Source organism: Gloeocapsopsis crepidinum LEGE 06123 (assembly GCF_015207655.1).
GTDB lineage: Bacteria > Cyanobacteriota > Cyanobacteriia > Cyanobacteriales > Chroococcidiopsidaceae > Gloeocapsopsis > Gloeocapsopsis crepidinum.
Genome location: NZ_JADEWN010000053.1, coordinates 23,564 through 44,734 on the forward strand (window position 1 = coordinate 23,564; position 21,171 = coordinate 44,734).

The window sequence follows — 21,171 nt, forward strand, 5'->3', positions numbered from 1 at the left end:
ACAAAAATCAAATGCCAAAAGTAACAGTAATAGTACCAGCATACAATGCTGAACAAACAATAGTAGCCACAATCGCCAGCGTTCAACAGCAAACATATCAGGATTGGGAACTGATTGTGATAAATGACGGGAGTAGCGATCGCACACTAGAACTACTCAAGCGGATCAGAGAACCAAGAATGCGAGTGTATCACTACAGCAACGCGGGGGTATCAGTAGCACGTAATCGCGGCATTGCCCTAGCCCAGGGCGAACTGATTGCATTCTTGGATGCAGATGACTTGTGGAGTGCAGACAAACTTGAGTTACAAGCCGCTGCTTTACAACAATATCCTCATGCAGCAGTGGCATATAGTTGGACATATTTCATGAATGCCACGGCAACAACGATTCATGCTGCACCAGGGGTGTGGTTTGAGGGGGATGTGTACCAGCAGTTGTTAGTGCGCAACTTCCTCTACAGTGGTTCCAATCCTTTAGTGCGCCGTGATGCACTTGTCCTAGTGGGTGGGTTTGAACCTACGTTAACTCATGGTGAAGACTGGGAGTTGTTTGTCCGCTTGGCTGCTGTTGTCCAGTTTGTTGTTGTTCCTGTTGGGCAAGTTTTCTATCGTCAATCTTCCACTTCAGCTTCGGCACAGGTCGATTTGATGGAACAACGTCTTCTCCTCGTCATTGACTCTGTTTTCTCTGCTGCCCCTCCTCAGTTTCTCTCACTTAAATCTCATTGTCTTGCTAATCTCTATCAATATCTAACAGGTCTACATTTAGCTCAAGCTACTAATCTTGAGGATGTTCAACAAGCCGGAAAAAAACTAGAGATAGCAGTACGTTTATCTCCAAAAATTTTACTTAACCAAACAACTCAGTATTTCTTTGTAAAATGGTTTTTGATGCAACTCTTTTCACCTGATATTACTAAAAAACTTCGTCAATTTAGTACAGCTTATATAATGCACTTTAAGCTTAAGCAAGTATGAAGTTGTATTTTTTTAAAAAAATAATAGTTAAGTTATTGCTCCCACAAAAGATATTTTTTTTAGTTATAGCCCTGTTATTAATAGGAACTTTTTTTCGATTTATTAACCTCGACCAAAAAGTTTACTGGTATGATGAAACTATAACATCGTTAAGAATTGCAGGCTACAGACAGACTGAAGTAGTTCAGCAAATATTTGATGATAAGGAAATCAGCGTTCAAACTTTACAGAAATATCAAAAAGTTAATCCGAAAACAACGCTACTTGCTACAACTTATTCTTTAGCAACAGAAGCCCCACAGCACCCGCCTTTGTACTTCTTAGCTGCTCAATTCTGGACGCAATGGCTAGGTGATTCAGTTACAACGATGAGAAGTTTATCTGCGTTGATTAGCATACTCATTTTTCCCTGTCTTTATTGGCTATGCCTAGAATTGTTTGGATCTTCACTGACTGGATGGATGGCTATTGCATTAATAGCAGTCTCGCCATTTCATGTATTGTATGCTCAAGAGGCAAGAGAATATAGTTTGTGGACAGTCACAACTTTACTTTCAAGCACAGCATTACTTCGTGCAATGCGACTCAAGACTAAGTCGAGTTGGAGAGTATATGCAGTAACAATAGCAGCAGGGCTTTATTCATTTACATTTTCTCTATTCATCGTAACTGGACATAGCATATATATAATAACTACTGAAAAATTTAGATTGACTAAAATAGTTAAAGCGTCTCTATTTGCCTGTTTTATAGGACTTTTAGCTTTTTCTCCCTGGATTTTAATTATTATCATTCACTTACTTGCGGTAGGCGATATATCAGGTTGGACAGCTATTAACTTACCTTTATCATCTTTAATAAAAGAATGGTTTATTAATTTCAGTTCGATTTTTTTTGATCTAAACTTCAGGCATAATAATGTTTACTTAACTCTACCTATTCTAATTTTGGAGATATATTCAATATATTTTGTATGTAAAAAATCTCCACAAAAAGCTTGGCTATTTATTCTGACATTAGTAGGAGTTACAGCAATAGCTTTAGTCTTACCAGATTTACTTTGGGGAGGGCGAAGATCGAGCGTTAGTCGATATTTCATACCTTGCTATTTAGGTATTCATCTATCTGTTGCTTACTTGATTGCTACTCAAATAACTTCTACTAGTTTTCCACAAAGAAAGATCTGGCAAATAATTACAGCTATGCTGATCTTATGTGGGATTTTATCTTGTGCAATTAGTTCTCAATCAGTGGTGTGGTGGAACAAATACGATAGCTACGATAATCCACAAGTAGCCCGCACACTTAATCAAGCTAATCGTCCACTCTTAATCAGCGATCCTGGCGTGAGTTTTGGTTATGTATTATCGCTTAGTTATCTACTGGCTCCGGAAGTAAAGTTGCAATTATTTACAGAGCCAAGCGTAACAGAAATTTCTACTGATGCCCAAAATATTTTTTTATATAGACCTTCCCAAAAATTACGAAATCAACTGGAGACAAAGTATACGGTAGTGCCAATTAAAGAAAATCAGAACTTTTGGAGGTTAGAGAGATAGTGAGTTTTATTGAACAACCTGTCAGTAAGCTAAAACAAAAGTTATCTAATCAGTTTATTTCTAATTTAGGCTGGCTTAGTAGCGCAGAAGTAGTTACTCGAGTTTTTCGTGTAGGAATTACAGCTATTGTTGCCCGATTTTTAACGCCATATGACTATGGGTTAATAGCAATCATTACGACAATTAATGAATTTGCTAGAGTTCTAATGGAGGTAGGTATTGGTGCCAAAATTATTCAGTCTGATTTTAAAGATTTGAAGCAGTTTTGTAATTCTGCTTATTGGTTAAACTGGATTATCTATACAGGAATTTTTGTATTTCAGTGCTTAGCAGCTTTTCCTATTGCTTGGTTTTACCGTGACACTCAGTTAATTTTTCCAATTTGCGTGGCAGCAATTCCCTATCTAATTTGGCCTATTGCTGCAATACAATGCGTTTTAATTCAGAAAGAAAATAATCTTAAGATTTTAGCAATTAGTAATACGATAAAAAATCTCAGTAGTTATACTTTATTAGGAATATTTGCTGCTTTAGGTTGGGGAGTATGGTCATTTGTTCTCTCCTGGGTTCTGGTTGCTCCTATTGATGTATTTATCTACTATAATTATCACTCATGGCGTCCGAATAAAGAAATTAGTACAAAATATTGGAAAGGTTTTTTTCTTTTTGGTAAAAACATTTTTGGTACTCATCTCTTAAAAACATTAAGAAACAACTTAGATTATTTAATTATTGGTCGCTTTTTAGGAATTAATGAATTAGGACTCTATTTCTTTGGTTTTAATGCAGGGTTAGGAATTAGCTTAAGTTTCATCTCTGTTCTCAACACAGCTTTATTCCCTCATTTGTGTGCAGCAAGCTCAAACCGATTTGAGCTTAAAAAGCATTATTTACATAGTCTTAAAGCTATTGCCTTAATTATTATCCCTTTAGTTTTACTGCAGACAAGTTTAGCTCCTTTCTATGTCCCTATTGTGTTTGGACAAAAATGGGTAGTAGCAATTCCAATTTTAATGTTAATTTGTTTATCTGCAATTCCACGGGCTTTTGCAGATGCTGCATCGCTATTATTAGTAGCAATAGGTAAACCTAACTTAGACTTATATTGGAATGTAATCTTTACTACTATATTCAGTGCTGCTTTATTCATTGGAATTCATGGGCAAGCTATTGGGGTAGCTACAACCGTTTTCTTAGTCCACATCGTTACTATACCTTTGTTCATATACTGGACTACAGGCTACGTATTCCGTAAGTCAAGGAATACTTAGAGATCGCCCTGTTAATGCAATGAAAATTTCTTCAGCTTATCTCACTGTTGAGTATTATTAATACTTCCTAATCTTTCGCTACATCTATCAATCTTAAAATTACCTTTTTATCAAAGGCTATTAGGATTGTAGTATTTTGTTTGAATGCATATTCAAATTTAAGTATGCCATTACTGTCTTTGAGGCACGCCTAGTTTTATTTATTTGTATAGTCTAATTTTTACTGTAGCTTCAAAAATTTTAACAAATTTCTTCGCCAAATCAGTCTAATGTAACGATTTAGTGGCATTATTTTAAGACTGGACTTTTAGTATGAGCAATAATTTAGCGACCAAGCTACGTGAGGGTACGAAAAAAGCACACACAATGGCAGAGAACGTTGGTTTCGTGAAGTGCTTTCTTAAAGGAGTCGTAGAGAAAAGTTCTTATCGCAAGCTAGTGGGCAACTTTTACTATGTCTACTCGGCGATGGAAGAGGAAATGGAACGGCATCGCCAGCATCCCATTGTCTCCAAGATTTACTTTAAAGAACTTAACAGACAGCGTAGCTTGGAACAAGATCTCAGTTACTACTACGGTGCTAATTGGAAAGATCAAATTGAACTTACCCCAGCAGGCAAGGCTTACGTTAAGAGAATCCGCGAAGTTTCCGACACCGCACCTGAACTTCTTATTGCCCACTCTTACACCCGTTACATCGGCGATCTATCTGGGGGACAAATTCTCAAGAAGATTGCACAACGTGCGATGAACCTTTCTGAAGAACAAGGTGTTGCTTTCTACGAGTTTGAAGATATTCCTGACGAAAAAGCCTTCAAAGCAAAATATCGTCAAGCTTTAAATGAACTTCCAATTGATGAAGCAACCGCAAATCAAATTGTTGATGAGGCAAATGCGGCGTTTGGGTTCAACATGAAGCTGTATAACGAGCTAGAAGGCAACTTGATCAAAGCAATTGGTCAAATGTTATTTAACACCCTAACACGCCGTCGCACTCGTGGCAGCACAGAATTAGCAACTGCTGAGTAAACTAGAATAATCAAGCATAATTATTTGGGGCAGTAGCCTTGGGGTTCCTTGGATGTTTATTCAGGCGATCGCAAGGAGATTGCCCCACAATCATCTCAACAGAAGTACGCATGACATCCAAAATTCCTGTTACGATCATTACTGGTTTCTTAGGCAGCGGTAAAACAACTTTAATTCGCAATCTACTCCAAAACAACCAAGGTAGACGCATTGCTGTTTTAGTTAATGAATTTGGCGAACTAGGTATTGATGGTGAGTTATTGAAATCTTGTCAGATTTGCCCTGATGACAGCACCGATAATATTGTGGAACTAACAAATGGCTGTTTGTGCTGTACGGTACAAGAAGAGTTTTTACCGACAATGCAGCAGCTAATACAGCGGCGCGATCGCATTGATTGCATTTTAATTGAAACTTCGGGTTTAGCCCTACCCAAACCCCTAGTTAAAGCTTTTCGTTGGCATGAAATCCGCAATGCTGCGACAGTCGATGCAGTCATTACAGTTGTAGATTGTGCCGCAGTCGCCGCTGGAACTTTCGCCAGCGATCCAGAAGCAGTCGAACGCGATCGCCAAGCCGATCCTAATTTAGAACACGAAACTCCCCTACAAGAATTATTTGAAGATCAGCTTGCCTGTGCCGACTTGGTAATTCTCAACAAAACTGACTTAGTTGACACTACAACACAAGCCGAAATTACTGATTTAGTGCAACAAGAGTTACCTAGAGTTGTCAAAGTTGTTTCTGCAACTCACGGACAACTTGAGATCGATATTCTCCTTGGATTTAATGCCGCAGTAGAAGATAATTTAGCTGCACGTCCTAGTCATCATGATACTACTGAGGAACACAACCACGATGACGAAATTACTTCGACTCATGTTGTCCTCAACCGCAGCTTTGAACCACAAAAGCTACAACAGCAATTGCAAAATCTGGTACAAGAACAAGAAATTTATCGTATCAAAGGCTTTGTTGCAGTACCGGACAAACCAATGCGCTTAGTACTGCAAGGAGTAGGAGGACGCTTTGAACAATTTTATGACCGTATGTGGCAACCAGAAGAACAGCAACAAACCAAATTAGTCTTTATTGGGCGTCATCTTCAGCCATCAGTTATTGAATCTCGGTTGAATGTGGTAAGTGGTAATAGGTAATTGCTACCAACCTTTAAGCTACTTTTGTTTGCTTCTACTTATCCAGAACTATGAATTTATCATCTAAACTTACAGCGATCTCTCAATACCTAAGTGGTGAATTTACAAATCAAGAACAAGCGATCGCCGAACCAGCTTGGTACGTTCACTTACGTCTTTGGCATCAACCAGTATCCTTATTTACTGAAGACAGCTTTACGCTATTTGCCGAACAAGCCAATATACTAAAACTCGATCAACCCTATCGACAACGCTTAATCCGCATTCAAAAGCACCCCAATCAGACATCATTACAAGTGCAATACTATATGCCGAAAAATCCTACTGCTTTACGCGGTGCAGGTGCTAACCCCACAGTTCTCAAATCTCTTACAACAAATGATTTTGAATTGCTTCCAGGTTGTCTTCTTGATGTCACTGCAAACCACTTAGAATGCGATTGCTATCACTTTAAAGCTACGCTACCATCAGACCGTCGCTGCTGTTTTTCCTACGCTGGCAACACTGTACAAGTTTCAATCGGCTTTGAAACCACTCCAGAAGAGTTTTTAAGCTACGACAAAGGAATTGACTCCACAACTGGTAAAGCCACCTGGGGAGCCATTCTTGGACCATATCGTTTTCGGAGAGTGAGAAGCTAGTGATTAGTGGCGCTTTGGCTAGTTTTGAATTTTAAGTTTTGTTAGCGTAGCGGTGCCTTAGCACGTTTTGAATTCTAAAGATTTTCTCAACTCAACACTTCATAACTCAACACTCAACACTTCATACCTCCCTAACTTTTCCAATTTGCCCAATCTTGCGGCTTCAAAAAAGTTTCGTACAACTCAGCTTCTGGAGTATTTGGTTCAGGTTCGTAACAATATTCCCAACGTACTAATGGTGGTAACGACATCAAAATTGACTCGGTACGCCCATTCGTTTGTAGACCAAAAATTGTCCCTCGGTCATAGACCAAATTAAACTCTACGTATCGACCTCGACGATAAAGCTGGAAATCACGTTCGCGATCGCCATACTCTGTATCTTTGCGCCACTTGACAATTGGTATATATGCTGGTATGAAAGCGTTGCCACAGTCTTGCACGAAAGCAAAAAGTTCTTCCCAACCGCGCCGCGGTAAATCGCCGAGAGAGTTACTATAGGCAGCTGCTATGCCATCAGGAGTAGGACCGCGATACAACTGTCCTTGCCCATCTTGGTAGTCAAAAAAGATACCGCCAACTCCTCTTGTTTCCTGGCGATGCTTGAGATAAAAATACTCATCACACCACCGCTTAAAGGTTGGGTAATATTCTGAGTGGTGAGTATCACAGGCTTGCTTAAGAGTTGTGTGAAAATGCCTAGCATCTTCAGCAAATGGATAGTAAGGGGTTAAGTCTGCACCACCACCAAACCACCATACTGGACCTGCTTCAAAGTAACGATAATTCAGGTGAACAGTGGGGACATAGGGATTTCGCGGGTGTAACACTAATGAAGTGCCTGTCGCAAACCATTTATGTCCTGCTGCTTCGGGACGCTGTGCCAAAATCGAAGGGGGCAGATGCGAACCCCACACTTCTGAAAAACCAACACCACCTTGTTCAAAGATTGCACCATCACGCATAACACGCGATCGCCCACCGCCACCTTCTTCGCGATCCCAAGAGTCTTGGCGAAACTTACCAACTCCATCTAGTTGCTCTAACTCCTGACAGATGTTATCTTGCAGATTCTGCATGAGCTGTTTAACTCTGGCTTTTGCATCTTCTGGTGGTGGAGATTGGAAAGAAGATATCTGAGGATTTAAAGCAGTCGTCATAAGTCAACTTATCTTAAAAGCGATATTTCCAAAATTTGTGCCCAGTCGAGTCAATAAAGGTGTTTTGTCTTGCTATCACATTTATAAACTGAGGCACAAATAACAATTGTGCCTTGTTCTGCCCTTTCAATTTTAAAATGCAACAATTCTTTCCACAGCACTCGCACACCGAGGTCAGATGCGTCTGCTGTTGCTATCAAAAATACTAAGGTTAAGCACGCATTATTTGTTTTTTATCAAGTTCTACCATTCGAGAGAAGACAACAGCTAAATTATCTCAGACAGTCTGACTAGTCAATTGACTGTTACAGATGAAATAGGCAGCAATTGAAATTTCTCGATAAACATACTAGATTTTAGCGAAGTAGCTTATTTGATAAGCTACACTGAGCGCTCAAACTTAGTAGCGATCGCCAAAGAATATGCTGGCAAAGCGCTACAGACAGGAGGATTAGAAAAATGCGAGGCTGGTTGTCCAAAATTATTCACCGCAAAGGTCGCCGGTTTCAATGTTCTTTAGTGCGAACATACCGAGAAATTAGTCCTGCCTCGGTGGATGAACTTTGGCAAAAAGTCGTAAACTTAGCAGATGTTTCTTGGCATCCGTTGCTCACTAGCACTAATGTTCCCAATGGTTTAGTACCCAAACCAGGTTTGATTTTTCAAGCAGTAACGCGCCTTGGTCCTATTCCCATTAAGATTTTTGTGGAGCGCGTAAATCCTGGAGAAATGATGAGTGTCAGAGTGTTGTCTATTCCAGGTGTAGAAGAACGAGTCATTTACCGCGTAGAGTCAACAGTATGCGGCACTTGTGTATCTTACTCTGTAACATTGAATGGTTGGTTATCACCTTTGGTATGGTCTTTGATTCGACCCCGTGCAGCGAAAGTCGCTGCGGCGTTGGCAGCTGCTACCGAACAAGCAGCGAATAATGCATTATCAGCAGAACCAAAGTCTTTGAAAGATAGTTGTTTTGACTTTTAAGCAATATTGTGAATTGTCTTGCAGCATACTACCGCAACTACACAATTATAAAATTTGTAAAAGTTGCCTATCAATTAATTAAAATACCGCTACAGATCCTGACAAAGTCACAAACTTATGAATTTTATATTTCAGTTTCTCATACCCAGCTTCTCACAGAGTAAAGCACTTGCCCGTTAAGATCTAGGCAGGAGGCAATTTCATTGCCACAGTTGCGCCTTGCGTGAGAGTAAATCAACTATGTTAGAAACACTCAACTCCAGTTCCGTCTTAGAAGTTTTGCGCCCCGTGCAAGATCCAGAACTCCGCAAAAGTTTGGTGGAACTGAATATGATTCGCAATGTCAAGATTGACAATGGCAAGGTCAGCTTCACCTTAGTTTTAACAACTCCAGCTTGTCCATTACGTGAATTCATTGTTGAAGACTGTCAAAAAGCTGTTAAGCAGTTACCTGGTGTAACTGATGTTGCTGTTGATGTCACAGCCGAAACCCCACAACAAAAAAGTCTGCCTGACCGTACTGGAATCACGGGAGTAAAAAATATTTTGGCAGTTTCAAGTGGTAAAGGAGGAGTAGGAAAAAGTACTGTTGCAGTTAATATTGCGGTTGCGCTTGCCCAAACAGGAGCAAAAGTCGGATTACTCGATGCTGATATTTATGGACCAAATGCACCAACAATGTTAGGACTTGGAGAAACTCAAGTCATGGTCCGGCAAGGTCAACAAGGTGAAGTGCTAGAACCTGCATTCAATCATGGTGTAAAACTGGTATCAATGGGATTTCTAATTGATCGCGACCAACCCGTGATTTGGCGCGGACCAATGCTCAATGGTATTATTCGCCAATTCTTGTATCAAGTTGAGTGGGGAGAACTTGACTATCTGATTGTTGATATGCCACCAGGAACAGGAGATGCCCAGTTGACACTAACTCAAGCCGTACCAATGGCAGGTGCAGTGATTGTCACCACACCCCAAACTGTAGCATTACTTGATTCGCGTAAAGGGTTGCGGATGTTCCAGCAAATGCAAGTGCCAGTGTTAGGTATTGTAGAAAATATGAGCTACTTTATCCCGCCAGATATGCCAGAAAAGCAATACGACATCTTTGGTTCTGGTGGTGGAGAAAAAACCGCAGCAGAACTTGGCATACCGTTACTCGGATGCGTACCGTTAGAAATCTCGCTGCGTCAAGGTGGCGATCGCGGTGTCCCCATTGTTGTTGCTTACCCCGATTCTGCCTCTGCAAAAGCTCTAAAGGCGATCGCACTTAGTATTGCTGGTAAAGTCTCTGTCGCGGCCTTAACTTAGAAATCAGGACGTTTGGATGAAAAATAAGTACACTTGGTTTTACCGAATTCCCTGACCTCTGACCCCTCATATGCTACGAATCTTATCTCCTCTGCGCTGGAAATATTTGCTAGCAGCGTGGCAACAAGTTGACTGGTTGTTACTTGTTGTTGTTGTTGGCTTAACTGTGTTCGGTGGAATAATGATCCGTAGTGCAGAATTGAATCAAGGATTGACTGATTGGTGGCAACATTGGCTAGTAGGCGGCATTGGTCTTGTACTAGCGCTATTTATTGCGCGTTGTCGTTATGAAAACTTAATTCAGTGGCATTGGATAATTTATGCATTGACCAATATCTCGCTATTGATTGTGATTTTTATTGGTACTACAGCTAAAGGGGCGCAACGTTGGATTAGTATTGGTAGCTTTAATATTCAGCCATCAGAGTTTGCCAAAATTGGCGTGATTATTACTTTAGCAGCATTACTACACTCACGAACTGCAGCAACCATTCCGGCTGTGATTAGAGTGTTAGCCGTAACCGCGATTCCTTGGTTGTTAGTGTTTATTCAACCTGATTTAGGCACATCACTTGTTTTTGGTGCGATTACGCTAGGAATGCTGTATTGGGGTAATGCCAATCCTGGTTGGTTGGTGCTACTCGTTTCTCCCATCGTTGCTGTTATTTTGTTTAGTGTCTATTTACCTGCATGGTTTGTCTGGGCTGCAACTGTGAGTTTTATAGCTTGGCGAACTTTGCCTTGGCGCTGGTTAGGATCATTATGTGCGATCGCTACTAATTTTGCGGCTGGTCAATTAGGTCATGTTCTTTGGGGATTATTGCAAGACTACCAAAAAGATCGCTTAATTTTGTTCCTTAATCCCGAAAAAGATCCGCTTGGTGGTGGCTATCATCTGATTCAATCGCGGATCACTATTGGCGCAGGACAACTGTGGGGACAAGGTTTATATCAAGGAACGCAAACACAACTTAATTTTGTCCCAGAACAACACACAGACTTTATTTTCTCGGCAATTGGAGAGGAACTAGGCTTTGTTGGTGGTTTAGCAGTGTTATTTATATTTTGGTTAATTTGTCTACGCTTGGTGCATATTGCTCAAACTGCCAAAGATAACTTCGGTTCTTTGTTGGCTATTGGTGTTTTATCAATGGTTGTTTTTCAGGCGATCGTTAATATTGCGATGACTATTGGTCTTGCGCCTGTCACCGGAATTCCTTTGCCCTGGCTGAGTTACGGACGATCGGCATTACTCACAAACTTTATTGCAATTGGTATTGTTGAATCGGTCGCCAACTACCGCCAAAAACGATTCAAATTTTAATTAGCTCATGACTAGACAAGTTATCTGATTAAAGCTAGTACTTGATAATGGGTAATAGGTAGTCTAAATCGTTATTCACTAGTTTCTCTATGTCTGTAAGGAGTTCTGATCCTACCGACATCAACTTTTGCTGCGAGCAATTTCCTGAACCCCAATCCCGATCTCTGACCCCTTTCTATTACAGAATTTAAAGTTCTGTAGCCTTTTGCTGAAACCGACTTCATCAGTGCGGTAAACTATGCCTTGAATATGAGTTTGTAAGAAAAAACGACTCGTTTGGAGCCTTTATTCAATGTCTCATAGTGTCAAAATTTACGATACCTGCATTGGCTGCACTCAATGTGTCCGTGCCTGCCCAACAGATGTGTTGGAAATGGTTCCCTGGGACGGCTGCAAAGCTGGTCAGATTGCTGCATCTCCGCGAACAGAAGATTGTGTAGGTTGCAAGCGGTGTGAAACTGCTTGTCCCACAGACTTTTTAAGCATTCGAGTTTATCTCAGTAATGCGGAAACTACACGGAGTATGGGACTTGCCTATTGAGAAGTTTCCTTGAATTTCTCTGGCAACGAAATCAAGTTTAATATCAAGCGTCTTAAGCAAGAGTACCTTTTACTTGATTTTAATTGTCCAAATTCAATTCAACAGTTGGGGAAGTTTTATTCCCCTTTTTCTTTCTTAAGACAGAAGCTTCTTCAAACAAAGCATGGCGATCGCAAAAACTCAGTTCTTGACGATTTAAAATTGGTTATGTAGGTTTGACAAGACAGAGCAATTAATCAAGAGTGGTGGTGTAAATGTGCGGAATCGTTGGCTATATTGGCACTCAAGCAGCTACAGAAATTTTACTTTCTGGTCTAGAAAAACTAGAGTATCGGGGCTATGATTCCGCAGGAATTGCCACCATCTTTGAAGGTGAAATTCATTGTGTACGAGCAAAAGGTAAACTTCACAATCTCCGAGAAAAATTAGAACGAACTGAGAATCCTGCCCAAATTGGTATTGGACACACGCGTTGGGCAACACATGGTAAGCCCGAAGAGTACAACGCTCATCCACATATGGACATGGCAATGCGGGTAGCAGTTGTCCAAAACGGTATTATTGAAAACTATCGCGAGTTACGCGAGGAACTCAAACAACTCGGACACGAGTTTCGCTCAGAAACTGATACTGAAGTAATTCCGCACCTCATTGCACAGTTTCTCAAAAACAAAAATTCACATTCTTCGCCCTTTTTAGAAGCCGTTAGACAAGCAGTCAATAAGCTTGAGGGGGCGTTTGCGATCGCAGTGATTTGTGCAGACTACCCTGATGAACTGGTTATCGCCCGACAACAAGCACCACTAGCAATTGGTTTCGGTCAAGGAGAATTTTTCTGTGCCTCTGATACTCCGGCTTTAGTACCGCACACCCGCGCAGTGTTGGCATTAGAAAATGGTGAAGTGGCAAAGTTAACACCCTTGGGTGTGGAAGTGTATAATTTTTCAGGCGATCGCTTGAAAAAACAACCCCGCAGGCTTAACTGGAATCCGGTCATGGTAGAAAAACAAGGATTCCGACATTTCATGCTCAAGGAGATCTACGAGCAACCTGGAGTCGTCAGAACATTTATTGAAGCTTATCTTAAAGACAACTGGAATCCTGACAACGCTACAGAAACACCAATCAAACTCAATCTACCCGAACATCTATACGCTGACTTAGAGCAAGTTCAAATTGTTGCTTGTGGTACAAGCTGGCACGCTAGCCTAATCGGGAAATACTTACTCGAACAGTTGGCAGGAATTCCGACTATGGTGCAATACTCCTCAGAATTTCGCTATGCACCACCGCCTTTAACAACAAATACACTCATGATTGGCGTCACCCAATCAGGAGAAACTGCCGATACTCTAGCAGCGTTGGCAATGGAAAAAGAACGCCGTAGAGATGTCTCACCAGAGTATCAAGTTAGATTACTAGGAATTACCAACCGTCTTGATAGTTCAATTGCAACAATTGCTTCTCATTTAATTGATACTCACGCAGGTATTGAAATCGGTGTTGCGGCAACGAAGAGTTTTATTTCTCAGTTGTTAGCATTTTATTGCTTAGCATTAGATTTAGGATTTCGCCGCAAAACACTGTCTCCACATCGCTTGCATGAAATCCTTACAGGAATACGTCAGCTACCTGCACAGATTGAGTTAATTTTAGAAAGCCAAGAACGTTATATCCAAGAATTAACGCATCAATTTAACGACACACAAGACTTTATTTTTATTGGACGCGGTATTAATTTCCCCATTGCTTTAGAAGCAGCGCTGAAGCTAAAAGAAATCAGTTATATTCATGCAGAAGGATATCCCGCCGGAGAACTCAAACATGGTCCAATTGCGTTATTAGATGCTAAGGTGCCTGTAGTAGCGATCGCCATGCCTGGTAGTGTTTACGAAAAAGTGATATCTAACGCCCAAGAAGCCAAAGCACGTGATTCGCGGCTCGTTGGGGTAACTTCAATGAATGATTCTGAAGCAGTTGAGACCTTTGATGACTTGATTCCTGTTCCTGCTATAGAAGAGTTACTTTCACCCATTATTAGTGTGATTCCTTTACAGTTATTGGCTTACCACATCGCGGCACGTCGCGGCTTAGATGTCGATCAACCACGAAATTTAGCAAAGTCTGTAACTGTTGAGTAAACTGCTGGTCGCGACTACAGTGTGATGGGTGCAATTGGTTCAATGTCTGGATCGTATCCACCAATTTGATTTGTTCGTAGAACCCATATGGATGCACCATACTTCAGAAAAGTCTGCACGATTGTGTCACTGGCTTTGCGCGGTAGCATAGTTTGCTAACTACCCAGCCCAGTCCACAAGTTCTGTAGTGGACGATCTTCTAGCGTGCTGCCCAAATTGTTAGCACTCATTACCCCACTCAGAGAGATGACATCAATGGATGCACCAGTTGATCGCTTCAAATAGGGAGCAGCGGCAACTGACATTTCTCCTCCACCGCTATAACCAATCAGCGTAATTGGTAAGCCGCTTCCAGGCTGATAGCCTCGTTCGACTAAGCCATCAAAAACAACTTGCGCGATGCCCTGATTGTAGATAGGTTCATAGCGCTTGTCGGAAGACACCGCCACAATGATCGTGTTTCGCAGGTTCACTAAGAGTCCTAACAAAGCTGCCGGATTTGTCCATCGCACTTTATCTGCCATTTTCCACAAAAATGCCAATGGGCGGTCTTGATCGAGAGGCTTGTTCAGCACTGAATACATCATTAAACCCTGTATCAATTCCACACCTTTGGGCTGCGCAGGTTGCAGCGCAGCCAAAAAAATCTTCAATATCTGGCGTATATTTATCTCCCGACTGGGCAATTCCATCCAAATAAACAACATAGCGATTGATTGTGCGGCTAGTAGGTTGTGCTGCTGCCGATCTAGAATTCCCAGTTGCAGTGTCGAGATCGTCGCCATACCAACCTGCCCACCAACCTAGCGACTCCAGTGGTGCTAGAATTCCGGCAAAGACGATCGCAATTTGCAGCATGCGTTGACTGAAGAACACCATCCAGACAGTGCCGTCTGCTTGCTCTAAATATCCGCCTGTAGGTAGTGGAGAACTGCGATCGAACACGCCAATGTTGTCGAGTCCGAGGAAACCACCCTCAAAGATGTTGTTACCGCCTTCGTCTTTACGGTTCACCCACCAGGTGAAGTTAATCAGTAGTTTCGAGAAGGCATATTTGAGAAATTCGATATCACCCTTGCCGTTGTTGAGTTCGCGATCGCGGGTGTAGGTTTCCCAAGTTGCCCAGGCATGAACCGGAGGATTGACATCGCTAAAGTTCCACTCGTAAGCAGGAATCTGTCCGTTAGGATGCAAATAGTCATCGCGCAGCATCAGTTCAAGCTGCTGCTTGGCAAAATCGGGGTCAACTAAACTAAGCGGAACCATATGAAACGCTAGATCCCACGCTGCAAACCAGGGATATTCCCACTTGTCTGGCATGGAGATCACATCATCGTTATACATGTGGAACCACTCGCTGTTGCGAATTTGTTGCTTCTGCTTAGATGCCATCCAGGGCGTGATCCCATGCTCTTTTAGCCATTGATCCAAGTCGTAATAGAAGTACTGTTTTGACCACAGCATTCCAGCTAATGCCTGCCAATAAATGTTGTAGCGATCAGTGTTGGCTCGTACAGATTTAGGAGTAATCGAATCATAAAATTCATTTGCTTCTTGCAAACGAGTCGCAAAAATTGAATCAAAATCGTCCATCGGCTCGCCAATTTGAGCTGGAGTTGCTTTTGTTAACCGCAATCACAGGACTTGCGTCTCACCGACTTCCACAGTTAATGAATAGTGTGGTGCAACCTTTGTACCGATTTGCATTGAGTTGACTGCTTGCTGCTGTCCAAATGCCACTTGCGTCCTGGTTGAGGGCGACGGCGGCGCATTTGATTGGCTTTCATTCTGACTAAACTGACGACACCAGTACCATTCTTCGTCTTGCTTCGTCAGTAACGCAGATGCCGCGATACAGCATCAACACGCTCGATATCTCGAAAGCTGAGGGAAAACGCATTATATAACCAGATGCAGTAGCTGATGATTTCTGGTGGGAAACGGTGACGGTGGTACAAGTTAGGTTTTGCAGTCATGGTAGAAATTTATCTCATCGACTGCAATTCCTGCCAACTCCGATTAATTTGACAATACCGTTTGGGCAACATTGCCGAGTGCCTCAAGCCAGTAAGATTCAACAGTGGGATTGAGTCCGAGTGTGGTTTTGCCAACTGGATCGACAAATCCAGTTAACTGCTCGAACGACGGATTGACTTCTAAATATCGCCAATTGGTTGCGCGGGGCGCATTGCCGGAGGCACCTGCCCTTCCCGTTTCGTCATACATCATTTCGAGCAGGGCCTACCCTTCATCGATCGAATTGAACAGCGGACAGATAGACGAAACGATTGATAATGGACTGATTCAAATCCAACCTTCTTAAGACTGAGTCAGGTTTCTCGGTTCGGGTGACAGTGATCAAACACGGTTTTCTATACATGAGTGATGCCATCTTGAAGGGTACGTGTGCAGGTATTTTCTGAGGCTGCAACGTGTTCGATGAAGACGAAGGTTCCGCCAGGTTTCAGCACTCGCTGAATGTCCTTCAAGGTTGCGTCAATGTCAGTTACTGAGCAAAGCACATAGGTGCTGACTACAGTATCAATGCTGTTGTCTGCAACGGGTAATGTCTCAGCCCGTTCTCTATACAGTTCGATTGCTATAGAACCCATTTGAGATCTTTTGGGACGTGAATTAAGGTGGAGAGAAGAGTTTAGGCGGGTTAGTATGGCATATTCCAGCAGCCTTACCGACTCAGAATGGGAAATCTTGGCTCCCTTGTTGGAAGAGATATTACCTCAGAAGAAGCAAACTTGCCCGCCCAAGTGGAGCAAACGGGAGATTTTGGATGGTATCCTCTACCAACTCAAGAATGGATGCAACTGGGAAGACCTACCGAAAGACCGCCCCCCTTACTCAAGTGTCTATTGGCACTACAAGCAGTGGCGGGCGGCAGGGGCAATAGATAGCCTGATGCAAGTATTACACCAACAAGTGCGCGAACAAGTGAAAAAAAGCCCAAATGGACACGCTTAATCATCATTGACTCTCAAGCGGTAAAAAACACTTGCACTGCGGGTGTAGACTCGAAAGGGTTTTGTTTCTACAAAGCAACTAATCGAATTAAGCGGCATCTTGCGGTTGATACGCTTGGGTTTCCCTTCTTCACTCATTGCACTAGAGCAAATGTCTGTGATGATGAGGGATTACTCCAGATGCTGAAGCTCAACATCGACTATTTCAAGGCGAAGCCTGTCAATATTCCCAAAATCACCATCCTATTGGATCGCAGTTATCACCCCGATTATCTGAGCGGGGAGTTAAAGAAGATTTATCCCCAGATCATGACGAAGATCCGGTTTGAGCGCTCAACTAAGCCCTCAAAACAGGAAAAGGCTGAGCCAGGAAAGTCAGGATTTGTTCCAGCCATTGCTCGTTGGGTGATTGAGCGCTCCAATGCCTGGATCGAACGCTGTAAGCGTCTGACGAAAAACTTTGAGCGAACTCTAGCTCATGCCAAAACTAAATTGACCTTTGTTTTGTGCGACTAATGTTAAAGCGGCTTGCAACTCCTTCTTGAGATCTCAAATGGGTTCTATAAGCCCGTGACGCTCAGCTTCCTGATGGATGTAAGGGTGCGTAAATGGGTTGGGTTCTACCCCAATCCAGTGAATGTCTGGTGGGTAATAGGAGAGATTTACCCTGGCCCAATTTCTAAGACAGTGCCCTGCAAGTGACTGAGGAGCGATCGCTTCAGATCTGCGATCGTCGCATAGTCCTGACAGTCATGTAGCTTGATTGCCTGATCATCAGCATTGTTAGCTTTTGCCATGCCCCAGGCAAATAACCGTTTATGCCAATTTTGCTAGAAATAAACTGTTCATAAGCTTGCTCACAACGTAGAAGACGGATAGATGTTCAGTGACTTAGCTGCAAGCTATCAGAGGCTATAGTTCCACCGTAACGTTTTGTATAGCAATTGACAATTTGAAAAAAATTACTGTACACTTTTTACTAAGTCAAACTCATGACGAGTACGACTTATTAGAAATGCTTGAGTTCTTGAGCGCAATAATCCATGTTTGGTAAACCTCGGATTTGTTGGAACGACTTGAATAGGTTGAATCATGAGCGCAAACTCAAGAAAATTGATGACGTTGATGACGCTACGGAAGGTGTGAGGGCAAGTTACTGTTCCAGGATGGCGTTTTTACTCATCAATCTCGTAGTTAAGAAGGGTTTAACTGATGATGGTGAACCTTTCTAATTTAGGAATGGGGTACCGCTCTTGGCGCTATTCCATGCTAATGAAAAACGGAGTTATCGACAAAATGTTTGTCGAACGAAATAGCTTTGAGGCAATGCCAATGGTTTCTAATGCCGAAACTATGTTGAACTACATCAATCCGGAGGCCAAGAAACCGGAGCAAACGGCTGTGCTTATGCAAATGTGGCGGATGATTTCTGCCTAAAAAAAGAGTGACGTAGCAACGAAAAAGCACACCACAACACACGATACAACACACCACAGGAGATACCATGAGCGAAAGCGGATGCCCATTTGCTGGCAGCGGTCAGAAACATCAGCCTCGTCAGGTGACGGGGAACCGAGACTGGTGGCCGCATCAGCTAAACCTGAACATACTCCACCAGCACTCACCCCAAGCCAATCCTATGGGCGAGGCATTCAACTACGCTGAGGAGTTCAAGAGTCTCGACTTAGCTGCCCTTAGGGCAGATATCTTTGAACTAATGACCACCTCCCAGTCCTGGTGGCCAGCCGACTACGGTCACTATGGGCCGCTCTTCATCCGGATGGCTTGGCACAGCGCAGGCACGTATCGGATTGGCGACGGTCGTGGCGGCGCGGGTTCGGGTAGCCAGCGGTTTGAGCCGCTCAACAGTTGGCCCGACAATGCCAACCTCGACAAGGCGCGCATGTTGCTTTGGCCCATCAAGCAGAAATACGGTAAGAAAATCTCGTGGGCTGACCTCATGATCTTTGCAGGCAACTGTGCTTTGGAGTCGATGGGCTTCAAAACGCTCGGTTTTGCTGGTGGGCGTGTGGACGTTTGGCAGCCAGAGGAAGACATCTACTGGGGATCTGAGAAAGCCTGGCTCGGCAATGAGCGTTATGAGGGCGATCGCGTGCTCCTGAATCCTCTCGCCGCCGTTCAAATGGGTCTAATCTACGTGAACCCAGAAGGGCCAGACGGCGAGCCTGATCCGGTCGGCTCAGGGCGCGATATTCGCGAAACCTTTGGTCGGATGGCGATGAACGATGCAGAAACGGTTGCACTCACCGCTGGCGGACATACCTTTGGCAAATGTCATGGCGCATCTGAAGCGACGCACGTAGGTCCTGATCCTGGGGGTGCTACCATCGTGGATCAGGGTCTTGGCTGGAAGAACACCTATAACACGGGGGTCGGTGTCGATGCAATCACTAGCGGTATCGAAGGTGCATGGACTCCCACACCGACACAGTGGGACAACAGCTATCTCGAAACCCTGTTCAAATACGACTGGGAGCTGACCAAGAGTCCTGCTGGCGCGTGGCAGTGGAGGCCTAAGAATGGCGGTGGTGCGGATACGGTGCCCGACGCGCACGATCCATCAAAACGGCATGCCCCCATGATGACCACAGCGGACATGTCCATGAAAATGGACCCCATCTACGAGCCAATTGCGCGGCATTACCTTGAGAACCCGGATGAGTTCGCCGACGCATTTGCCAAGGCATGGTTCAAGCTAACGCATCGCGACATGGGGCCGCGATCGCGCTATCTCGGTCCGGAAGTTCCCGATGAAGAGTTCCTGTGGCAAGATCCCATCCCGGCAGTCGATCATGAATTGATTGATGAGCAGGACATCGCCGCTCTCAAAGCCAAGATTCTTGCTTCGGGACTGTCGGTTTCCCAACTGGTTTCGACCGCCTGGGCATCGGCATCAACATTCCGCTGCTCTGATATGCGTGGTGGAGCCAACGGGGCGCGCATTCGTCTCGCGCCGCAGAAGGATTGGGAAGTCAACCAGCCGGCTCAACTGGCAACGGTGCTGCAAACCCTGGAGGCAATCCAGCAGGAGTTCAACAACTCACAGTCTGGCGGAAAGCAGGTTTCGCTGGCTGACTTGATCGTTCTGGGCGGGTGCGCGGGTGTTGAACAAGCGGCAAAGAACGCGGGTCACGACGTGACGGTACCCTTCAAGCCAGGACGCACAGATGCGTTGCAAGAGAAAACGGATGTCGAATCCTTCGCCGTGCTTGAGCCAACCGCAGACGGTTTCCGCAACTACACCAGCGGCAAACACAGTGAATCACTCGAAGAGTTACTGGTGGATCGGGCGCAATTGTTGTCCCTGTCAGCCCCTCAGATGACGGTTCTTGTAGGCGGCTTGCGCGTCTTGGGTGCAAACTATGGAGGCTCCAAGCATGGTGTCTTCACCCATCGGCTAGAGACATTGACCAATGACTTTTTCGTGAACCTGCTTAACCTGGGCACGACGTGGAAGGCGACCTCTGAAGATGAATATGAGTTTGAGGGGAGCGATCGCAAAACTGGCGAACTCAAGTGGATTGCCACCCGTGTCGATCTCATCTTCGGCTCAAACTCTCAGCTCCGCGCCCTCGCGGAAGTTTACGGATGTGTAGACTCGCAGCAGAAGTTTGTGAATGACTTTGTGGCGGCATGGGACAAGGTGATGAACCTCGATCGCTATGACCTTCGCTCAGTCCTAGCGCAAAGCTCTTCGAGAAGTTTCTAAGTGTAACTTCAACCGATCATCAGGTGATCAGAAGTCGAGGCTATACAAACGTGCGGAAATCCCGAACGCGAGTAGAAGCCAGAGACAATCATGAGAGCTGGGTTAAGCCTTTTCAGGTGGGAATGTCAAGAGTTCCTGCCTGAAACTGCTGTTTGGGCAATGATGCAATAGGTTGTATCAATATTGATACTTAACAGGAAATTCATACTACTATATGATTATAAAATTAACATAGCAAGAGAAGTATAGGTTAGGACGCTAAACGAACAGATGTATCTACTTGTTCACGAAAGTCTTCTATTGTCCCTTGAGATTTTCGCACTCGATTTTTAATCGGAAACCAATAATGCTCGATTTCATTTAAATCT

The 21,171-nt window shown here is 43.6% G+C and carries 24 protein-coding genes; 16 read left to right on the forward strand and 8 right to left on the reverse strand.

Translation table 11 applies throughout. The annotated features are described in order from the left end of the window. Positions 1–11: 11 nt before the first annotated feature. From IQ230_RS18860 to IQ230_RS18885, 6 genes are all read left to right on the forward strand, one after another. On the forward strand, positions 12–980 hold the full coding sequence (locus IQ230_RS18860; RefSeq protein WP_193933803.1) for a glycosyltransferase family 2 protein: 969 nt from the start codon (positions 12–14) through the stop codon (positions 978–980). Continuing rightward, complete coding sequence (locus IQ230_RS18865) at positions 977–2,539, forward strand: glycosyltransferase family 39 protein (RefSeq protein ID WP_193933804.1); 1,563 nt, start codon at positions 977–979, stop codon at positions 2,537–2,539. The genes IQ230_RS18860 and IQ230_RS18865 overlap by 4 nt, the downstream gene beginning before the upstream one ends. Next, positions 2,539–3,810 carry a lipopolysaccharide biosynthesis protein gene (locus IQ230_RS18870; protein WP_193933805.1) on the forward strand — a complete coding sequence of 424 codons (1,272 nt, stop codon included), beginning with the start codon at positions 2,539–2,541 and terminating at the stop codon, positions 3,808–3,810. Before IQ230_RS18865 ends, IQ230_RS18870 begins: the two co-directional genes overlap by 1 nt. Before the next feature lie 312 nt (positions 3,811–4,122). Then, positions 4,123–4,839 carry a biliverdin-producing heme oxygenase gene (locus IQ230_RS18875; protein WP_193933806.1) on the forward strand — a complete coding sequence of 239 codons (717 nt, stop codon included), beginning with the start codon at positions 4,123–4,125 and terminating at the stop codon, positions 4,837–4,839. A gap of 110 nt (positions 4,840–4,949) precedes the next feature. Further along, the gene (gene cobW, locus IQ230_RS18880) at positions 4,950–5,996 is read left to right on the forward strand and encodes a cobalamin biosynthesis protein CobW (RefSeq protein ID WP_193933807.1); all 1,047 of its coding nucleotides are present in this window, start codon (positions 4,950–4,952) and stop codon (positions 5,994–5,996) included. Positions 5,997–6,046: 50 nt separating this feature from the next. Then, positions 6,047–6,637, forward strand: a complete 591-nt coding sequence (locus tag IQ230_RS18885; RefSeq protein ID WP_193933808.1) for a chromophore lyase CpcT/CpeT — start codon at positions 6,047–6,049, stop codon at positions 6,635–6,637. A gap of 131 nt (positions 6,638–6,768) precedes the next feature. Here the strand turns inward: IQ230_RS18885 and hemF are convergent, their stop codons facing one another. Then, positions 6,769–7,797, reverse strand: a complete 1,029-nt coding sequence (gene hemF, locus IQ230_RS18890) for an oxygen-dependent coproporphyrinogen oxidase (protein ID WP_193933809.1) — start codon at positions 7,795–7,797, stop codon at positions 6,769–6,771. Positions 7,798–8,256: 459 nt separating this feature from the next. Between hemF and IQ230_RS18895 the strand changes: the two genes are divergently transcribed. The 5 genes from IQ230_RS18895 (at position 8,257) to glmS (ending at position 14,098) form a co-directional block, all read left to right on the forward strand. Continuing rightward, positions 8,257–8,781, forward strand: coding sequence for an SRPBCC family protein (locus tag IQ230_RS18895; protein WP_193933810.1), 525 nt, complete (start codon positions 8,257–8,259; stop codon positions 8,779–8,781). Between the two features lie 240 nt (positions 8,782–9,021). Further along, positions 9,022–10,092: an Mrp/NBP35 family ATP-binding protein gene (locus IQ230_RS18900; RefSeq protein ID WP_193933811.1), complete on the forward strand. Its 1,071-nt coding sequence runs from the start codon at positions 9,022–9,024 to the stop codon at positions 10,090–10,092. Positions 10,093–10,162: 70 nt separating this feature from the next. Continuing rightward, complete coding sequence (gene rodA / locus IQ230_RS18905) at positions 10,163–11,416, forward strand: rod shape-determining protein RodA (RefSeq protein ID WP_193933812.1); 1,254 nt, start codon at positions 10,163–10,165, stop codon at positions 11,414–11,416. Between the two features lie 292 nt (positions 11,417–11,708). Continuing rightward, positions 11,709–11,957: a photosystem I iron-sulfur center protein PsaC gene (gene psaC, locus IQ230_RS18910; RefSeq protein WP_015189585.1), complete on the forward strand. Its 249-nt coding sequence runs from the start codon at positions 11,709–11,711 to the stop codon at positions 11,955–11,957. A gap of 254 nt (positions 11,958–12,211) precedes the next feature. Further along, complete coding sequence (glmS, locus tag IQ230_RS18915) at positions 12,212–14,098, forward strand: glutamine--fructose-6-phosphate transaminase (isomerizing) (RefSeq protein ID WP_193933813.1); 1,887 nt, start codon at positions 12,212–12,214, stop codon at positions 14,096–14,098. 14 nt (positions 14,099–14,112) lie between these two features. On the opposite strand, the gene IQ230_RS27485 is transcribed toward glmS, so the two are convergent. From IQ230_RS27485 to IQ230_RS26870, 6 genes are all read right to left on the reverse strand, one after another. Beyond that, positions 14,113–14,247: a hypothetical protein gene (locus tag IQ230_RS27485; protein WP_265576235.1), complete on the reverse strand. Its 135-nt coding sequence runs from the start codon at positions 14,245–14,247 to the stop codon at positions 14,113–14,115. Positions 14,248–14,253: 6 nt separating this feature from the next. Then, positions 14,254–14,622, reverse strand: a complete 369-nt coding sequence (locus IQ230_RS18920; protein ID WP_193933814.1) for a hypothetical protein — start codon at positions 14,620–14,622, stop codon at positions 14,254–14,256. Continuing rightward, positions 14,612–15,733 (reverse strand): MGH1-like glycoside hydrolase domain-containing protein, encoded by a 1,122-nt coding sequence (locus tag IQ230_RS18925; RefSeq protein WP_228055132.1) that lies wholly within the window; start codon positions 15,731–15,733, stop codon positions 14,612–14,614. Before IQ230_RS18925 ends, IQ230_RS18920 begins: the two co-directional genes overlap by 11 nt. Before the next feature lie 197 nt (positions 15,734–15,930). Continuing rightward, positions 15,931–16,074 (reverse strand): hypothetical protein, encoded by a 144-nt coding sequence (locus IQ230_RS18930; protein ID WP_228055133.1) that lies wholly within the window; start codon positions 16,072–16,074, stop codon positions 15,931–15,933. 43 nt (positions 16,075–16,117) lie between these two features. Next, on the reverse strand, positions 16,118–16,327 hold the full coding sequence (locus IQ230_RS18935) for a hypothetical protein (protein WP_193933815.1): 210 nt from the start codon (positions 16,325–16,327) through the stop codon (positions 16,118–16,120). 143 nt (positions 16,328–16,470) lie between these two features. Beyond that, positions 16,471–16,830, reverse strand: coding sequence for a class I SAM-dependent methyltransferase (locus IQ230_RS26870; RefSeq protein WP_322742482.1), 360 nt, complete (start codon positions 16,828–16,830; stop codon positions 16,471–16,473). Here IQ230_RS26870 and IQ230_RS18945 point away from each other — a divergent pair. Both IQ230_RS18945 and IQ230_RS18950 read left to right on the forward strand, forming a co-directional pair. Next, positions 16,766–17,074 carry a transposase gene (locus IQ230_RS18945; protein ID WP_193933816.1) on the forward strand — a complete coding sequence of 103 codons (309 nt, stop codon included), beginning with the start codon at positions 16,766–16,768 and terminating at the stop codon, positions 17,072–17,074. The two genes, IQ230_RS26870 and IQ230_RS18945, sit on opposite strands and share 65 nt — an antisense overlap. A gap of 5 nt (positions 17,075–17,079) precedes the next feature. Next, entirely contained in the window at positions 17,080–17,589 is a 510-nt protein-coding gene (locus IQ230_RS18950; RefSeq protein ID WP_322742483.1) for a transposase, read from the forward strand. A gap of 146 nt (positions 17,590–17,735) precedes the next feature. On the opposite strand, the gene IQ230_RS27490 is transcribed toward IQ230_RS18950, so the two are convergent. Beyond that, complete coding sequence (locus tag IQ230_RS27490) at positions 17,736–17,870, reverse strand: hypothetical protein (protein ID WP_265576236.1); 135 nt, start codon at positions 17,868–17,870, stop codon at positions 17,736–17,738. Positions 17,871–18,116: 246 nt separating this feature from the next. Here IQ230_RS27490 and IQ230_RS18955 point away from each other — a divergent pair, with 246 nt between their 5' ends. The 3 genes from IQ230_RS18955 (at position 18,117) to katG (ending at position 20,803) form a co-directional block, all read left to right on the forward strand. Further along, complete coding sequence (locus IQ230_RS18955; RefSeq protein ID WP_193933817.1) at positions 18,117–18,305, forward strand: hypothetical protein; 189 nt, start codon at positions 18,117–18,119, stop codon at positions 18,303–18,305. After that, positions 18,286–18,510 carry a hypothetical protein gene (locus IQ230_RS18960; RefSeq protein WP_228055134.1) on the forward strand — a complete coding sequence of 75 codons (225 nt, stop codon included), beginning with the start codon at positions 18,286–18,288 and terminating at the stop codon, positions 18,508–18,510. Before IQ230_RS18955 ends, IQ230_RS18960 begins: the two co-directional genes overlap by 20 nt. Positions 18,511–18,577: 67 nt before the next feature. Next, complete coding sequence (gene katG / locus IQ230_RS18965; protein ID WP_193933818.1) at positions 18,578–20,803, forward strand: catalase/peroxidase HPI; 2,226 nt, start codon at positions 18,578–18,580, stop codon at positions 20,801–20,803. Positions 20,804–21,171: the final 368 nt, after the last annotated feature.

Coding starts and splice junctions, on each gene's coding strand:
- IQ230_RS18900 (WP_193933811.1), top strand. CDS start 9,022: ATGTTAGAAACACTCAACTCCAGTTCCGTCTTAGAAGTTTTGCGCCCC.
- IQ230_RS18860 (WP_193933803.1), top strand. CDS start 12: ATGCCAAAAGTAACAGTAATAGTACCAGCATACAATGCTGAACAAACA.
- cobW (WP_193933807.1), top strand. CDS start 4,950: ATGACATCCAAAATTCCTGTTACGATCATTACTGGTTTCTTAGGCAGC.
- IQ230_RS27485 (WP_265576235.1), bottom strand. CDS start 14,247: ATGCTACCGCGCAAAGCCAGTGACACAATCGTGCAGACTTTTCTGAAG.
- hemF (WP_193933809.1), bottom strand. CDS start 7,797: ATGACGACTGCTTTAAATCCTCAGATATCTTCTTTCCAATCTCCACCA.
- IQ230_RS18885 (WP_193933808.1), top strand. CDS start 6,047: ATGAATTTATCATCTAAACTTACAGCGATCTCTCAATACCTAAGTGGT.
- IQ230_RS18895 (WP_193933810.1), top strand. CDS start 8,257: ATGCGAGGCTGGTTGTCCAAAATTATTCACCGCAAAGGTCGCCGGTTT.
- IQ230_RS18935 (WP_193933815.1), bottom strand. CDS start 16,327: ATGATGTATGACGAAACGGGAAGGGCAGGTGCCTCCGGCAATGCGCCC.
- IQ230_RS18920 (WP_193933814.1), bottom strand. CDS start 14,622: ATGGCAGATAAAGTGCGATGGACAAATCCGGCAGCTTTGTTAGGACTC.
- IQ230_RS18945 (WP_193933816.1), top strand. CDS start 16,766: ATGGCATATTCCAGCAGCCTTACCGACTCAGAATGGGAAATCTTGGCT.
- psaC (WP_015189585.1), top strand. CDS start 11,709: ATGTCTCATAGTGTCAAAATTTACGATACCTGCATTGGCTGCACTCAA.
- IQ230_RS18960 (WP_228055134.1), top strand. CDS start 18,286: ATGATGGTGAACCTTTCTAATTTAGGAATGGGGTACCGCTCTTGGCGC.
- IQ230_RS18865 (WP_193933804.1), top strand. CDS start 977: ATGAAGTTGTATTTTTTTAAAAAAATAATAGTTAAGTTATTGCTCCCA.
- IQ230_RS18875 (WP_193933806.1), top strand. CDS start 4,123: ATGAGCAATAATTTAGCGACCAAGCTACGTGAGGGTACGAAAAAAGCA.
- IQ230_RS18930 (WP_228055133.1), bottom strand. CDS start 16,074: ATGACTGCAAAACCTAACTTGTACCACCGTCACCGTTTCCCACCAGAA.
- glmS (WP_193933813.1), top strand. CDS start 12,212: ATGTGCGGAATCGTTGGCTATATTGGCACTCAAGCAGCTACAGAAATT.
- IQ230_RS27490 (WP_265576236.1), bottom strand. CDS start 17,870: ATGGCAAAAGCTAACAATGCTGATGATCAGGCAATCAAGCTACATGAC.
- katG (WP_193933818.1), top strand. CDS start 18,578: ATGAGCGAAAGCGGATGCCCATTTGCTGGCAGCGGTCAGAAACATCAG.
- IQ230_RS18955 (WP_193933817.1), top strand. CDS start 18,117: ATGTTTGGTAAACCTCGGATTTGTTGGAACGACTTGAATAGGTTGAAT.
- rodA (WP_193933812.1), top strand. CDS start 10,163: ATGCTACGAATCTTATCTCCTCTGCGCTGGAAATATTTGCTAGCAGCG.